General features: G+C 56.3%; 14 protein-coding genes. 7 read left to right on the plus strand and 7 right to left on the minus strand.

Annotated elements, in window-relative coordinates:
- Nucleotides 1-4 precede the first annotated feature (4 nt).
- Entirely contained in the window at nucleotides 5-331 is a 327-nt protein-coding gene (locus tag L1P05_RS06135) for a YmgD family protein (protein WP_012848110.1), read from the plus strand.
- A 194-nt stretch (nucleotides 332-525) separates the two neighbouring features.
- On the opposite strand, the gene L1P05_RS06140 is transcribed toward L1P05_RS06135, so the two are convergent.
- From L1P05_RS06140 to L1P05_RS06165, 6 genes are all read right to left on the minus strand, one after another.
- Complete coding sequence (locus L1P05_RS06140) at nucleotides 526-1,080, minus strand: hypothetical protein (protein WP_012848111.1); 555 nt, start codon at nucleotides 1,078-1,080, stop codon at nucleotides 526-528.
- 100 nt (nucleotides 1,081-1,180) lie between these two features.
- Complete coding sequence (locus tag L1P05_RS06145) at nucleotides 1,181-3,637, minus strand: fimbria/pilus outer membrane usher protein (RefSeq protein WP_012848112.1); 2,457 nt, start codon at nucleotides 3,635-3,637, stop codon at nucleotides 1,181-1,183.
- 66 nt (nucleotides 3,638-3,703) lie between these two features.
- A complete protein-coding gene (locus L1P05_RS06150; RefSeq protein WP_012848113.1) occupies nucleotides 3,704-4,441 on the minus strand; it encodes a fimbrial biogenesis chaperone in 738 nt (245 codons plus the stop codon).
- A gap of 158 nt (nucleotides 4,442-4,599) precedes the next feature.
- A complete protein-coding gene (locus L1P05_RS06155) occupies nucleotides 4,600-4,899 on the minus strand; it encodes a PapB/FocB family fimbrial expression transcriptional regulator (protein WP_012848114.1) in 300 nt (99 codons plus the stop codon).
- 644 nt (nucleotides 4,900-5,543) lie between these two features.
- Nucleotides 5,544-6,353 (minus strand): potassium channel family protein, encoded by an 810-nt coding sequence (locus L1P05_RS06160; protein WP_012848115.1) that lies wholly within the window; start codon nucleotides 6,351-6,353, stop codon nucleotides 5,544-5,546.
- Between the two features lie 57 nt (nucleotides 6,354-6,410).
- Nucleotides 6,411-6,695, minus strand: coding sequence for a hypothetical protein (locus tag L1P05_RS06165; RefSeq protein WP_015461260.1), 285 nt, complete (start codon nucleotides 6,693-6,695; stop codon nucleotides 6,411-6,413).
- A 26-nt stretch (nucleotides 6,696-6,721) separates the two neighbouring features.
- On the opposite strand from L1P05_RS06165, the gene rlmKL reads away from it, so the two are divergent.
- From rlmKL to rmf, 6 genes are all read left to right on the plus strand, one after another.
- Nucleotides 6,722-8,839, plus strand: coding sequence for a bifunctional 23S rRNA (guanine(2069)-N(7))-methyltransferase RlmK/23S rRNA (guanine(2445)-N(2))-methyltransferase RlmL (gene rlmKL, locus L1P05_RS06170; protein WP_012848118.1), 2,118 nt, complete (start codon nucleotides 6,722-6,724; stop codon nucleotides 8,837-8,839).
- A 4-nt stretch (nucleotides 8,840-8,843) separates the two neighbouring features.
- Nucleotides 8,844-10,757 (plus strand): ABC transporter ATP-binding protein, encoded by a 1,914-nt coding sequence (locus L1P05_RS06175; RefSeq protein ID WP_012848119.1) that lies wholly within the window; start codon nucleotides 8,844-8,846, stop codon nucleotides 10,755-10,757.
- An 85-nt stretch (nucleotides 10,758-10,842) separates the two neighbouring features.
- Nucleotides 10,843-12,096, plus strand: a complete 1,254-nt coding sequence (pqiA, locus tag L1P05_RS06180; RefSeq protein WP_012848120.1) for a membrane integrity-associated transporter subunit PqiA — start codon at nucleotides 10,843-10,845, stop codon at nucleotides 12,094-12,096.
- 6 nt (nucleotides 12,097-12,102) lie between these two features.
- Nucleotides 12,103-13,746, plus strand: a complete 1,644-nt coding sequence (pqiB, locus tag L1P05_RS06185; protein WP_012848121.1) for an intermembrane transport protein PqiB — start codon at nucleotides 12,103-12,105, stop codon at nucleotides 13,744-13,746.
- The gene (pqiC, locus tag L1P05_RS06190; RefSeq protein ID WP_012848122.1) at nucleotides 13,743-14,309 is read left to right on the plus strand and encodes a membrane integrity-associated transporter subunit PqiC; all 567 of its coding nucleotides are present in this window, start codon (nucleotides 13,743-13,745) and stop codon (nucleotides 14,307-14,309) included. Before pqiB ends, pqiC begins: the two co-directional genes overlap by 4 nt.
- A 256-nt stretch (nucleotides 14,310-14,565) precedes the next feature.
- Nucleotides 14,566-14,739, plus strand: coding sequence for a ribosome modulation factor (rmf, locus tag L1P05_RS06195; RefSeq protein ID WP_015461265.1), 174 nt, complete (start codon nucleotides 14,566-14,568; stop codon nucleotides 14,737-14,739).
- Nucleotides 14,740-14,869: 130 nt separating this feature from the next.
- Here rmf and fabA read toward each other — a convergent pair whose 3' ends face one another.
- The gene (fabA, locus tag L1P05_RS06200) at nucleotides 14,870-15,388 is read right to left on the minus strand and encodes a bifunctional 3-hydroxydecanoyl-ACP dehydratase/trans-2-decenoyl-ACP isomerase (protein ID WP_012848123.1); all 519 of its coding nucleotides are present in this window, start codon (nucleotides 15,386-15,388) and stop codon (nucleotides 14,870-14,872) included.
- Between the last annotated feature and the right edge of the window lie 39 nt (nucleotides 15,389-15,427).

A 15,427-nucleotide genomic window follows, 5' to 3' on the forward strand; every position in this document is an offset into this window, starting at 1 on the left:
GAATGTGAAAAAGGTATTATTCTTGGTCTCTGCGCTGGCGGCGGCGCCGGCCGTATGGGCACAGTCTTACGATATTAAATCGGGTCTGCCGGCGGAAGTGTATATGACCTGCGCCGATGCGGGTGAAATGGCGAAGACCGATAGCGCGGGGGTTGCGGAAATCGTGGCCATTATGGGCAACGCCAGCGTTGAAAGTCGTGGTCTGAAAATTGCCAAGACCGCGGATACAGATAAAGCCGTTGTCGACAAGCTGAATCAGGCGTGCGCCGCGGATCCGCAGATGCTGCTGATCACGGCGATCGATAACGCCATGCGCGCTATTGCTAAATAAGCAGGCGTAGGCCGCGACGACGCGGCCTTATTTTATCTTGTCCCAAAAGCCAGTGCCTAGGCACTGGCTTTTTGCTGTCCGATGGCGGCAGATTACAGGCGTTAATTTACCCATTGTTTGCGCTATGCGGCGAGAAAAATAAAAAGCCCCCAATACGGGGGCTTGAGATCACAGGATAATGCAGGAATAAAGTATTAGAAGGAGTTGATCGTGGCAATAACCGGCATGGAGTAGCTGCCTGGGGCGATATTACCATCCTCCTGTACCGTAACGAACTGGACTTCACTATTGAGGTCAGTCAAGCCGGTCGTGTGTGCCGCAATATTCCGTCCGCCGTTGCTCGACCAAGTACCACTATCGCCCTGGGGGCGTACTTTGATGGTATCGCCGTTCTCGTTTTTAAAAAGCCAGTTTTGGCTAGCGTCATCATAGTAGTCGTCGTGAATGTCGACCCTCACGTCTGACTTACCTGAGTCACCGCCAATGATATCCATCGCGTTGATAGATAAAGTGGCCAGCGCCGTGCCCGGCCGAGAGGCATCGGTTGTGCTGACGGTAAAGGGGGACGGTGTGGCAACAATGCGGGCGGTGGTGCTATCGAGCACGTTGGTGGTCAGCGTTGCTTCCATATAGCTTTTGACAAATGGGTTACTCTCCCCGAAATCAGCGTAGCGGGCCATCGCCGCGCCGCTGGCGGCCAGGCAGGAAGCGGCAACAAATGCAGAGACTAATGTTTTGGTCATATTCATAGTAAACCTCATTTCTATAGTAAGCTTGATTGTGAGTTGATCCCTGTCCAACTATTTACCCATTACTCAGCCCAGGAATAAAACCGAGTAAAACTAAAGACTATGAGCAGGTGAGCGCCGATATATATAAGCCAACGGAGTTTTTCTCTTTCAGTGCATAGGAAATACGACACTGCTGTCCGCTATGGTTTCCCCAGCGAATATGGAGTACGCCGCTGTCCGATAATCCGCTTAAGACGACTTCGCCAACGTCACCTACGATACCTGCGCTATGTTGGTTTTCTGTGGCGACCACCGCGCCAAAGGGGAGTGGCTTGCCATCGCTGCCGCTGAGGTGGAATAGCGCCTTTTTACCGCTGACCGCCTTATAGCTGGCGAGTACCAGGGCGTTATCGGTAGGAATAACCGAGGAGACCGTCTGTTTAATCTCCGTTTGACTGTTTAAGTCAGCCTGCTTGATATAAATGTCATTTTTTCGATAGGTGTTGAGCGCGGTAACAAGGGCAAAACCGTTATCGTCGGTTTTCACCCCGCTGCGGTTGGTGACCGCAATGTCGGCGGCGTTGTCTACATCCAGGAGCGCAGCTGCACCGTAGATCCGCTGCCCCAGCGTGATTCCGCCGCGGTGTAAGACCATGCTGCCGTTAATTCCACCGCCAAACTGCGTCACCGATGGGCTATAGTTATACATGCCATTAATAGCGCCAAAGGGATGGGTTAATGCAGCGCTGAGCGAGGTTCTCTTATTGTCGTCGTTTTTACTATTAATCCCCTGGCTGATATTCCATGACAGGCGATTGTCATAGGCTATGCCGTTCAGCGAGAGAGAGTTACTGATACTGCGATCCCTTTCGGAGAGGATCTGGTATCTCAGGCTGGAGTTGGTTCCGGCGCCGATGAGACTTCCCAGAGAGACATAGATAGCAGCGGAGAATATATCTTCCTGATGGCGATAGTCAGCGTTGAGAACCCGGTTCCAGCCCAGCGATAGGCTGGCGCGTCCAAAGAGGGAGGTGCTGTAGTTTACGTTGGCATACGACTCGGATTTTTTATCCCAGTAGTCGGTGGCTCGCAAGGATAAATCCAGAGAACCAAAGCGGGACAGATCCTGCTTCAGGCTGATGCTGCTATCGTGTTTCTTTCTCCATGGGTCTGGGGAGCGAGTGCGCCGGGGCGCCATGGCGTCGGTGAATGTGCTGTAGCCGTTTGAGGCGTACCGATAGCTGGCCAGATTGAACGAAGTATTGGTTTCGTTGATAAGCTTGCTGTATCGAATACGCAGGGCGCTGCCGGTTTCATTATCATGATAGCCGTTGCGAGAAGACACGCCATCGATGGACAGAGCCCCAAAACGATACAGATTAAACCCCAGCCCAAGCGCCCCAGACCAGAATTTATTACTGGCCTGGAGACCCGTATACCCGGTAAGAAAATCGTTGAAGCCATAAATCAGCGTGGCGTTACTAAAAAAGTCGTCGTTTTCTGTATCTGAATAAGGGCGGTATTTCCCCAGGGTTATCTCATACTTTAACCTACCGGCCTTGAGCGAAATGGCCGGGGTGTTATAGGGAACCGTAAAATGCTGGACGGTGCCGTTACTTTCGGTGACCGTGACCTCCATATCTTCGCCCCGTAGCGCGGGAATATCCGTGAGCTCAAAGGCGCCGGCCGGCACTTCGGTGCTGTAGATAAGGTAATTATTCTGGCGTACCTCTACCTGCGCGACGCCGCTGGCAATGCCCCGTACGGCCGGGACAAACGTTCTGTCATAGAAGGGGATCATGCTGTCAGAGGTCGCCAGCTTGATGCCTCTGAAGGGGATGCTGTTAAAAATATCAGAGCCGGAGCTGCTTTCACCGATCAACAGCTTGCTTTTTAACGATCGTATATCGCTTTCCGCATAGGTATAGGCGTTCTGGTAGGTACTCTCGCCATTGTAGCTGCGTTGCCATAGACCCGAGTTGCGTAAACGCCAGCTGCCCACGTTAAGACCCGGGGCCAGTGAGAGCGAATAAGATTCGCTGGACGGGGCGTTAAACTTAACCTCACGGTGCCAGGCTTTGGCATCATAGTTTAAAATGAATGCGGTAATGCCATCGTCCCATTGAGACTCATGCGCTAGCTCACTGGGCTTATTCATGATTGCTTTAGCCGGCGCATACAGCACCAGGCTCATGCCGTAAAATGCGAAGCTAAACTGTAGATCGCCCTGACGGAAGTCGATGTACTTCTCCCCCGGTCGATAGCGTAGTTTCAGCGCATCAGGGTTAATATTGAATAAAACTAAATCCTCTTTTTTCAGATTGGGCGTTAGCGTGCTATCCACGTAGCCGAACTCGATCTGATAGCTTGTTATTTTCTTTCTGGAATCGTTCACCGCAACAGAGACCAGATAGGTCCCCGGCAGCTGTTGACCGTCGTTGAAACGGCTGACGTCATGACCATTCACCAGCGCGGAATCAAAAAAGAATGTTTCTGACTGCGCGAGTGAACTTGCGCTGTAGGGTAATCCAGCCAATATCATTGACCCGATAAGCGGTTTGATCTTTGTTTTCATTGTTGACGCTTCCTTGTCTGTATGGGCTGGGCTAACTTAGCGCTAATTTATATTCGTCCGCAGTATTCAGTTGAGCAGGGTTTGGTAGTCACGGGTCGTACCGCCGTAGTCATTAATCAGGTTCCAGGTAATCTTTTCCCCTTTATTGGCAATATTTTTTTGTGGAAATTGATAGACTCCCTGTGGCTTTATGGCGATCGGTGGCGTTATGTTTCGACCATTAACTTTTATACCTCTGAAGTTAATAAAATAGGGGGTTGGGTTTGTAACGGTAAGCGCACCCTGGTTCTGTTGCCAGGTTAGCGCCGACGCATAGCTCGCATCCTTGATATTCAAAGAGGATGGGCGGGTAATTAATTTAATACAGCTATTCACCATGACGTTGACGTTTAAGGTTCCTTTGCCGCTGTTTTTATCGTTATCGCTCCAGGCGCTTCCCTCGGTTGGTGGAATACTCTTAACACAGATCCAGTGCATGGACTCAATGTCGTGAGGGAAATGGGGGCTGACTTTAATGATCGATATGGTGTTCTTTTGCCCACTGTCCAAGCGGAACAGCGGTGGTGTCACAATATAGTCTGGGGATTTCTTCTCGGACTTTTCATCCATAACCCGAGACTCGACCAGAATAGGATAGGATTGCTGATTCTCAATGGGGAGATTATAGCTATCGCTGTCAGCATCAAAAATGATCCGAGATGCGCCTAGGGTTATGCTATAGCTTCTCGTTTGTGTATCAAGCGCGACGGCGTTGCCGATAAGGGGGAATACCAGCGCCGCGAATACGAAGTATTTAGTTGACATGTAATAAGTCCTGTTATCTCTCAGGTGAGAGAGCTTATAAATCAATTAACTATATAATGTACTGCTGCGGCGCTATTCCAATAGTTCTGCAGCGGAGGCTCACGGCGCATTCGATGATGCGTTAGTAACAGTGAGGCTATCGTTAAAGCACTGTACACCTATGTCTTGTAGTAGCAGGCAAGACACGAAACAATGTGATGAATATGCGACAGGCGTCCTAGGCTGGTGCTAAGATATCCATTGCTGACGCCAATCCGTTCGCAGATCTCTTTTCTGGTACGGCCAAGTATTAAATACTCCCACATCGCATCAATAATTTTCTCGCTGCTGATGGGGGATATTTCAACCAATAGCCAGAATTGATTTTCGGAGAGCTCACCCGAACATAGCCGGTTCTGTTTTCTCGTCGCAGTAGCAAAGCATCTTATTTCTGAACGTAATGGCGTTCCCTTATTCATAAAACATCCTGATAATTCATTATTTATATTTGTTTTGTTGTATTAATTCTTTTGCTCTATGTGTAATGAATTGAACTTAATTTCCTGTGAAAGCAATCGTAGTATATTCAAAATATTTTTCTTGTGAAGATGGTGAGTGCGCTCATCTCCCTGTCGCCAAGATGGTTTAAATGAGCGTGATATTGTCAATTAACGATAAAAAATACCAAAAATAAGCGGCATGACGGGATATTGATTGGATAAAGAGGGCGTTTTATGGCAAAGGCCATGATTGGCGTGCGATTGTAATCTAAAGTAAATCTATCAATATATATCCTTAAGGAGGGAATAGAGGAAATATTTAATTAATTAAGCTTTGGAATGGATTTTTAAAATATAAAAAATGAGAGTGATTAATATAAATTGATTACTCTTAGCATGATAGATCGTGGCGATGTGCAGCGCGTGATGGCGTCGCTGGGGCGCAACGCGATATAGAATGCGCGTGCGACGGGGCTCGATGGGTATGCCATAGGGGGGCGGCCTCGCCATCCTATGGCGGCGGGCCGTTTTCTTTGCTGCGCCATTTTTATCGGACGGCGGGGCGGGGTTATCTTCTCCGCCTTGCTATCTGCATCGCCGGCTGCGCCGCCGCGCTGGGCGGCTCACCGCCGTCGGCGGGGTGGGGTTATCTTCTCCGTCTTGCTATCCGCATCGCCGGCTGCGCCGTCGCGTGGGGCGCTGGGCGGCTCTACGCCGTCGGTGGTGCGCGGTTTCTCCTCAGTCTTGTTATCATCATCGCCGCACAGCGGCCCCAGCTTAGGGAAGTCGCTGACGATCCTGGCAATAAAGACCAGCGAATAAATATAGCCCATCAATACGACTAAAATCGTGGCGTTGCGGGCGGGCCAAGAGACGGCGACGATGTCGCCGTAGCCGACGGTCAATATGCTGATAAACGAGTAATAGAACAGGTCGTTAAACATCTGCTGCGGATTGTCGCTGATGCCTTTGAACGAGCCCGGCTGTAGTACCTCGATGCTGGAAAAGATAAAGAGGCCGATATAGCCGATCAGCAGAAATCCGCTGAGGGCAGCAAATACCATTTCGCCGTCGGCGGAGGCGGCGCGGATAACCTTGCGGACGACGACGACGGTGACCAGCGTAAAGAAATACAGGTACAGCATCTTCCCTAATAAGATGAAGGGAAGAGAGTGGGGAAAGAACAGAAAGATGATGATATTGAGTACGATCGGAACCGTGACGAAAGCCCGATTGCGGCGCAGAACTACATTAAACCCGGCGATCCCCTGCAGCGTCAGGCAGATGAGGGATTTGGACTGCAGATCGCCAAGGTTCGGGATCAGGTTAATAAAGAATACGCCGATCAGTGAGATAAACAGCCAGCAAAACTGATGCTGTTCAGCCCTAACCTTCCATGAGGCGTGTTGAGTGGGGTGTTTCAGCCTACGCATAATCGTCGAGCCTTGCCTAGAAGCCTGAGAGGCGTTGCCTCACCAAAGTGGAGTAGCCTACTCCATCAGGCGATTTTTGTCTGCTGCGCCGGCGTTGGCCGTGTCCGGGCTCGCGGTGAGGGGGCCGTTGCAGAGGGCGCAGACCTGCGGATAGCGACGGGCGCGGGCGCCAATGTCGACGCCGTCGTCGAGGGGCGGAGGAGAAAATACGTAAAAAAACGCTGTGGGGATGGCGTGGCGGCGGGGAAAAGTGGAAAATATCGGGTTTATTCCCCCCAACCGGCGCGCTTTCGCGTCGTTCGCCAGGTGTTTCCTGAGCCAATGTGGGCGAATATCATCCATAACTGACTGATAGCGATAGTGAAAACATGAAATCTCTTTTTGCCAGCACCGCGCGCGGTCTCGAAGAACTACTGAAAAATGAACTGGAAGGGCTCGGTGCGCATGACTGCCAGATTGTCCAGGGTGGCGTGCATTTCAGGGGAGATGGGCGTTTGCTCTATCAGAGTCTGATGTGGAGCCGTCTGGCGTCGCGCATCATGCTGCCGCTGGGTGAGTTTAAGGTTTACAGCGATCTGGATCTGTACCTGGGCGTACAGGCGATCGATTGGCCGACGCTGTTTGGCATCGATAAGACCTTTGCGGTGCACTTCAGCGGCACCAATGAGGAGATCCGCAATACCCAGTATGGCGCCCTCAAGGTGAAGGATGCCATCGTTGACCGCTTTACGCGGAGCATCGATGCGCGTCCCAGCGTGGCCAAGCAGGATCCCGATATTCGCATCAGCGTCTATCTGCAGCGCGAAACGGCGATCGTATCGCTGGATCTCAGCGGCGATGGGCTGCATCAGCGCGGCTATCGCGATTTGACTGGCCAGGCGCCGCTGAAGGAGACGCTGGCGGCGGCCGTGGTGCTGCGCTCCGGCTGGCAGCCGGGTACGCCGATGGTCGACCCGATGTGCGGTTCTGGCACGCTGCTGATCGAGGCGGCGATGATGGCATCCGATCGGGCGCCGGGGCTGCAGCGTGAGCGCTGGGGCTTTATGGGCTGGCTCGGTCACAACGCCGATCTGTGGCAGGAGGTACGCGTAGAGGCGCAGCGCCGCGCCCGTTTGGGGCTGGAGCAGACGACCTCGCGCTTCTTTGGCTACGATCTCGATCGCCGCGTGCTGGAGATGGCGCGCGCTAACGCCCGTCGCGCCGGGGTGGCCGCCCTGATCACCTTTAACGGTGGCGATGTGGCTCAGCTGCACAATCCGCTGCCGGAAGGGCCGCAGGGGACGGTGCTGAGCAACCCGCCCTATGGGGAGCGACTGGAGAGCGAACCGGCGCTGATCGCGCTGCACAACACGCTGGGGCGCATCATGAAGCGGGAGTTCGGTGGTTGGCAGCTGTCGCTGTTCAGCGCCTCGCCGGAGCTGTTGAGCTGTCTGCAGCTGCGCGCCGAGCGCCAGTTTAAGGCGAAGAATGGCCCGCTGGAGTGTGTCCAGAAGAACTACCGCCTGAGCGCGGCACCGCAGGCCGGCGGCGGCGAGGTGGCGCAGGACTATGCCAACCGTCTGCGTAAGAACCTGAAAAAGTTTGATAAGTGGGCGCGGCAAGAGGGGCTGACGTGCTACCGAGTCTACGATGCCGATCTGCCAGAGTACAACGTGGCGGTTGACCGCTACGGGGAAAAGATCGTGGTCCAGGAGTATGCGCCGCCGAAGAGCGTCGATGCGCAGAAGGCGCGCCAGCGTCTATTTGACGTGGTCAGCGTGACCCAGTCGGTGATGGGTGTTTCAGGCAATAATCTGATCCTGAAAACCCGTGAGCGGCAGAAGGGAAAAAGCCAGTATGAGAAGCTGGCGCAGAAGGGCGAATTCATGGAGGTCCATGAGTACGGTGCCCGTTTCTGGGTCAACCTGACCGACTATCTGGACAGCGGGCTGTTTATCGACCACCGCATTGCGCGTCGGATGCTGGGTGAGATGAGCCGCGGTAAGGACTTCCTGAACCTCTTCGCCTATACCGGCAGCGCCAGCGTGTACGCCGGGCTGGGCGGCGCGCGTTCGACCACCACGGTCGATATGTCCCGAACCTATCTGGAGTGGGCGGAGCGCAACCTGCGCCTGAATGGGCTGACCGGGCGTCAGCATCGCCTGGTTCAGGCGGACTGCCTGAGCTATCTGCACCACTGCGAGGATAAGTTCGATCTGATCTTTATCGATCCGCCGACCTTTTCCAACTCGAAGCGAATGGAGGGGACCTTTGATGTGCAGCGCGATCACCTGGATCTGATGCGCGATCTGGCTCGGATACTGCGTCCGGGCGGCACTATCATGTTCTCCAACAACAAACGCGGTTTCAAAATGGATCTGGCCGGGCTGGCGCAGCTGGGCCTGCAGGCGCAGGAGATCACCGAGCGCACGCTCTCTGCCGACTTTGCCCGTAACCGCCAGATCCACAATTGCTGGCTGGTGACCCACGCCGGCGAGGAGCAGTAATTCCATGTCTTTGATTAGTCTTTCCGGCGCCGGGCTCTCTTTTAGCGATGCGCCGCTGCTGGATAATGCCGAGCTGCATATCGAGCCCAATGAGCGCGTCTGCCTGGTCGGACGCAACGGCGCGGGGAAATCGACCCTGCTGAAGATCCTGGGACGCGAGCTGGCGCTGGATGATGGGCGCGTCGTGTATGCGCAGGATTTGGTGGTGTCGCGTCTGCAGCAGGATCCACCGCGCGACGTCGCCGGTTCGGTATTCGACTTTGTGGCCGGCGGCGTGGCCGAACAGGCGCAGCATCTGCGCAATTACCATGAGCTGCTGCGCAAGGTCGAGCGCGATCCCAGCGAGCAGCTCCTGCGTCAGCTGGCGGAGCTGCAGGAGCGGCTGGAGCACCAGGGTATCTGGCGTATGGATGCCCGCATTCGTGATGTGCTGACCAAGCTGGGTCTGGAGGCCGACAGTCCGCTCTCGGCGCTTTCCGGCGGCTGGCTGCGCAAGGCGGCGCTGGCGCGCGCGCTGGTGTGCGAGCCGGACGTCCTGCTGCTTGATGAGCCGACCAACCACCTGGATATCGATACCATTACCTGGCTGGAGGGGTTCCTTAATGAGTTTAACGGCAGCATCATCTTTATCTCCCATGACCGCGCCTTTATTCGCGCCATGGCGACGCGCATCGTCGACCTCGATCGCGGTAAGCTGGTCTCCTGGCCGGGAGACTATGACGCCTACCTGACCGGGAAGGAAGAGGCGCTGCGGGTGGAAGAGCTGCAAAACGCCGAGTTCGATCGCCGACTGGCGCAGGAGGAGGCGTGGATCCGTCAGGGGATCAAGGCGCGCCGTACCCGTAACGAGGGACGCGTGCGTGCGCTGAAGTCGATGCGTCAGGAGCATGCCCAGCGCCGGGCGCAGCAGGGGAACGCCAGGATGCAGGCCGAAGAGGCGCTGCGCTCTGGGAAAATCGTCTTCGAGCTGGAGAACGTCAGCTACCGCTGCGGCGATAAGACGCTGGTGCGTGACTTTTCCGGTCAGGTGCTGCGCGGCGATAAGATCGCCCTGGTCGGGGCCAACGGCTGCGGTAAAACCACGCTGCTGAAACTGATGCTCGGTCAGCTTAATCCGGACAGCGGCAGCGTGCGCTGCGGCACCAAGCTGGAGATCGCCTATTTCGACCAGCACCGCGCCGAGCTGGATCCGGACAAGACGGTGATGGATAACCTGGCCGAGGGCAAGCAGGAGGTGATGGTCAACGGGCGCGCTCGACACGTGCTGGGCTATCTGCAGGACTTCTTGTTCCATCCCAAGCGGGCGATGGCGCCGGTGCGCGCGCTCTCCGGCGGGGAGCGTAACCGATTGTTGTTGGCGAGACTGTTCCTAAAACCGAGCAATTTGCTGGTGCTCGATGAACCTACCAACGATTTGGATATCGAAACGCTAGAGCTGCTGGAAGAGCTGGTCGCCAACTACCCGGGAACCGTGCTGCTGGTGAGCCACGATCGTCAGTTTGTCGATAACTGTGTGACCGACTGCTGGATCTTTGAGGGCGATGGCGTGATTGCCCGCTATACCGGCGGCTATGCCGATGCCCATCAGCAGCAGGCGGCTTCGCAGGCGCTGCGTCAGCCGGCGGCGTCGGGTGCCGCACCGCAGGCGCTGAAGGCCGAGGCGAAAACAGAGCGGCGTCGCAGCAGCAATAAGCTGAGCTACAATCAGTTAAGGGAGCTGGAGCAGCTGCCGCAGCAGATTGAGGCGCAGGAGGAGCTGCTCGCGGCCCTGCAGGCGCAGGTCGCCTCACCGGACTTCTTCTCTCTGCCGCACGGCGAGACGCAGCCGGTGCTGCAGGCGCTGGCGGAGTGCGAGCAGACGCTGGAACAGGCGTATGCGCGCTGGGAATCCCTTGAAACGCAAAAAAATGCCAGCTGATTGAGGCTATAGTCGCAGGGATAATCATCAGCCTGATGGCTGCCAGCGTGCAGCGTATCAGGCTTTTTTATAACCGGATAATCTAATGTGCAGTCAACAGGATTCGGAAAACGCCCATATGCTGTGCCCGCAGTGCGACATGCTGGTTGCGCTGCCTCGGTTGACCTGGGGCACCAAGAGCGTATGTCCGCGCTGCGGTACGACGCTGGCAATGCGCTGGCGTCATCCGCATCTACAGCCGGCGCTGTATGCGGCCAGCGCGCTGTTTCTTTTAGCGGTGGCTAACCTGTTTTCATTCGTCACGATGTCGGTGGCCGGGATCAGCAATGCCATTACGTTGATCCAGATCCCCGGCATGCTGATGTCTGAAAACTACGTCAGTATCGCCACGCTGTTTATGATCTTTGTACAGGTGATCCCCGCATTTTGTATGGTGGTGATCATCCTACTGTGTCTACGGGTGCCGCTGCCGGCGATGCTCAGGGTGGGGCTGGCGCGGGTCCTGCTGCAGTGCCGCGCCTGGTGTATGGTGGAGATTTTTCTCGCCGGCGTGCTGGTCAGCTTTGTTAAGCTGATGGCGTATGGCGACGTGGGGGTCGGCAGCAGTTTTTGGGCCTACTGCCTGTTTTGCCTGCTTCAGGTCCGCGCATTCCAGATGGTGGATCGCCGGCTGCTGTGGGATGACATCGCTGCGGCGCCGCCCTGTGATCTGCCGCAGCGCTGCGGCGAAACCGGGCTACGACAGGGGCTGCGCTCCTGTGCCTGCTGTACGGCGATCCTGCCAGCGGATCAGCATCAGTGTCCGCGCTGCCTGACGACGGGCTATGCCCGGCGGCGCAATAGTCTGCAGTGGACGCTGTCGCTGCTGGTGACGGCGCTGCTGCTGTATATCCCGGCCAATCTGCTGCCGATCATGGTCACCCAGGCGCTGGGCAGTAAGCTGACCTCGACCATTATGGCCGGGGTGATCCTGCTGTGGGGCGAGGGCTCATACCCGGTAGCGATGGTGATCTTCATCGCCAGCATCATGGTGCCGTCGCTGAAGATCCTGTCCATCGCCTGGCTGTGCTGGGCATCGCGCCACGGCGCCGGGCGGGACAGTGAGCGCATGCACGTTATTTATGAGATTGTCGAGTTTGTCGGCCGCTGGTCGATGATCGATGTATTTGTGATCGCGGTGCTCTCGTCGCTGGTAAGCATGGGGCGCTTAATGAGCATTTATCCGGATATCGGCGCCATTCTGTTTGCCGCCGTGGTCATTATTACCATGATTTCCGCCATGGTGTTTGATCCCCGGTTGCTGTGGGATCGCGAGAGCAGAGTACCAACAGGGGAGTAGGGGTAATTGAAGGTGGATGAACAAACAACGGCTAAAATCGAGCGTATCAAGCGCTGGTCACCGGTCTGGATTATTCCCATCCTGACCGCGCTGATCGGCGCCTGGATTATTTTTTACCACTTCAGCCATCAGGGGCCGGAGGTCACGCTGATCACCCAAAACGCTGAGGGCATCATCGCTGGGAAAACGGCGATCAAGAGCCGCAGCGTGGACGTCGGTACGGTGGAGAGCGTGACGCTGAGCGATAACCTGAATCAGGTGATCGTCAAGGCGCGGCTGCAAACCGGCATGGAGAAGCTGCTGCGCAAGGATAGCGTATTCTGGGTGGTGAAGCCGCAGGTTGGCCGTGAAGGGATCTCAGGCCTGGGGACGCTGCTGTCCGGCGCCTATATCGGCCTGCAGCCGGGATCGAGCGATAGCGAGCAGCATGAGTTCAACCTGCTGGATCAGCCGCCGCTGGCGCCGCCGGATGCCAAGGGCATCCGCATCATGCTGGTCAGCGATAAGGCCGGTCAGCTGAATCCTGGCGACCCGGTGCTGTTCCGCGGTTTGCGCGTGGGGTCGGTGGAGACCAGTGGGTTTGATACCAAGGCGCGGAAGATTACCTATCAGCTGTTTATCGCGGCGCCGTATGACACGCTGGTGACCGAAAACGTCCGCTTCTGGGTGGACAGCGGGATTTCCTTCGATGTGTCGGCGCAGGGAATGCGGGTGCAGATGGGGTCGCTGGCGACGCTGCTGAGCGGCGGCGTCAGCTTCGACGTGCCGCAGGGCCTGACGCCAGGCAAGGAGGTGACTAACCTGAGCGACTATATTCTGTACGATAACCAGAATAGCATTCAGGATTCGCTCTACACCGAGCACTTTGATGTGCTGATGTTCTTTGCCGATTCGATTCGCGGCCTGCAGGCCGGGGCGCCGGTGGAGTTCCGCGGTATCCGGCTGGGAACCGTGGCGCAGGTGCCTTACTATGTGAAAGGGCTGGATCAGCGTCTGGATGCCAACTACCGCATTCCGGTGCTGGTGCATATTGAGCCTGAGCGCATTGAAGAGAACATGGGTGACAACTTTGACCTGCGCCAGCATTTGCTGGGGATCCGCCACAGCGGTCTGCGCGCGGCGCTGAAGTCGAGCAACCTGATCACCGGTGCGCTGTATATCGATCTGGACTTCTACCCCAATGCCAAGCCGTGGAAAGGCCCTGACGTCATCAACGGGATCCCGATTATGCCGACGGTGAGCGGCGGGCTGGCACAGCTGCAGCAGAAGGTCACGGCGGTGCTGGATAAGCTGAATGCGCTGCCGCTGGAGCCGATGATCTCGGCGGCGACCGGGGCGCTGAAGACCAGCCAGGGGACGATGCTGAAGACGCAGGAGACGCTGCGGCAGCTGAATAATATTCTGTCCAGCAAGGCGATGCAGTCGCTGCCGAGCGATCTGCAGCGCTCGCTGATCGAGCTGAATCGGACCATCAAGGGGATTCAGCCGGGCTCTCCGGCCTATAACCAGATGGTGAGCGACATGCAGCATTTGGACCAGGTGCTGCGCGAGCTGCAGCCGGTGCTGCGCACCCTGAATCAGAAGAGCAACGCGCTGGTGTTTGAGGCACCGGCGGGTAAAGATCCGCATCCCAAGGGAGCCAAACCATGAAGAGAGGGATGATGCTGTTGGCGGTACTGGCGCTGAGCGCCTGTAGCGCGAGCGATCAGAAGTCTTACTATCAGCTGCCGACGACGTCGGCGGCCAAAGCCAGCGTAGTCCAGACGGCGCCACAGGCGCGCCAGCTATGGGTGCAGCCGGTGAACGTCACCGATCTGCTCGGGGGAATGGGGGTGGTCTACCAGCAGAACGATGTGCAGTTCGTGACGGCCAGCAATAACCTGTGGGCCAGTCCGTTGGCCCAGCAGCTGACCCAGTCGCTGGTGGCCGGCCTCAGCGCCGGGATGCCCGGGTGGCTGGTGTCAGCTCAGCCGCTGGAGATGGGACAGGATACCCTGACCGTTAACGTCAACGCGTTCTATGGACGCTATGACGGTAAGGTGGTGGTGGCCGGGGAGTGGCTGCTGAGCCACCAGGGGACGCTGATGCAGAAGGCGTTCCACATCGTGCTCCCGCAGCAGGGGAATGGCTATGATGCGCTGGTGCGTACCCTGGCGCAGGGGTGGCAGCAGGAGATCGCCAGCATGGCCGGCCAGATAGCCCACGCCAACTAAAATGCGTTACCGCGTGTAAAAGCCGCGCCCCTTGCCGACAAAGGCGAGGGGCGTTTTTTTTTGAGATCCCTCAGTGAATTACGCTATCACCCCGGCCTGGAGTCGAAAATATGATCGCGACTTTAGCGCGGAATTGTGACGGGTGGATAATTTTTCACCATTGACCCAACGGGTAAAAGTGGCTATTGGTTAAGGGTGGCAGCGTACGCTGACCACTGTTTTCTTTCCACCAGCGTAATTATGAGGGAAAAAAGGCATGAAGAGACAGAAACGCGATCGTCTGGAAAGGGCGCAGGCCCGTGGCTATCAAGCGGGTATTGCTGGTCGTTCCAAGGAGCTTTGTCCTTATCATTCTCTGGACGCTCGTTCCTACTGGCTGGGAGGCTGGCGGCAGGCCATGGAAGACAGGTCTCTGGTCGCGGTAGCGTAGTACTCCCCACACAATTCGAGCGTAAAAACCCCCCGCGTCGGGGGTTTTTACATGAGGCCCTACGGCGTAGACATAAAAAAACGCAGCGAGGCTGCGTTTTTTTATGTCTACCCGGCGATGACGCGCGGATTTAGAAGGCGCTGGTGTCTTTGAACAGGCCGACCTTCAGATCGCTGGCGGTGTAGATAAGCTTGCCGTCGACCAGAACTTCGCCGTCGGCCATCCCCATGATCAGCTTGCGGTTGATAACGCGTTTAAAGTGAATGCGGTAGGTCACTTTCTTGGCCGTCGGCAGTACCTGACCGGTGAATTTGACCTCGCCGACGCCCAGCGCACGGCCTTTGCCTTCGCCGCCCAGCCAGCCGAGATAGAAACCGACCAGCTGCCACATGGCATCCAGGCCGAGGCAGCCCGGCATCACCGGATCGCCAACGAAGTGGCAGGCGAAAAACCACAGGTCCGGATTGATATCCAGCTCGGCTTCGACATAGCCTTTGTTGTGATTACCGCCGTCCTCGGTCATTTTGATGACGCGATCCATCATCAGCATGTTGCCTGACGGCAGCGGCGGCCCGCCGGCGCCAAACAGTTCTCCACGACCGGATGCTTCCAGATCCGCTTTGGTATAGGACTCGCGTTTATCTACCATAATTCTCGTCAGCCTTTATTCAGTGAGATGACCATCTTA

The organism is Edwardsiella piscicida, from assembly GCF_021733145.1.
Lineage (GTDB): Bacteria > Pseudomonadota > Gammaproteobacteria > Enterobacterales > Enterobacteriaceae > Edwardsiella > Edwardsiella piscicida.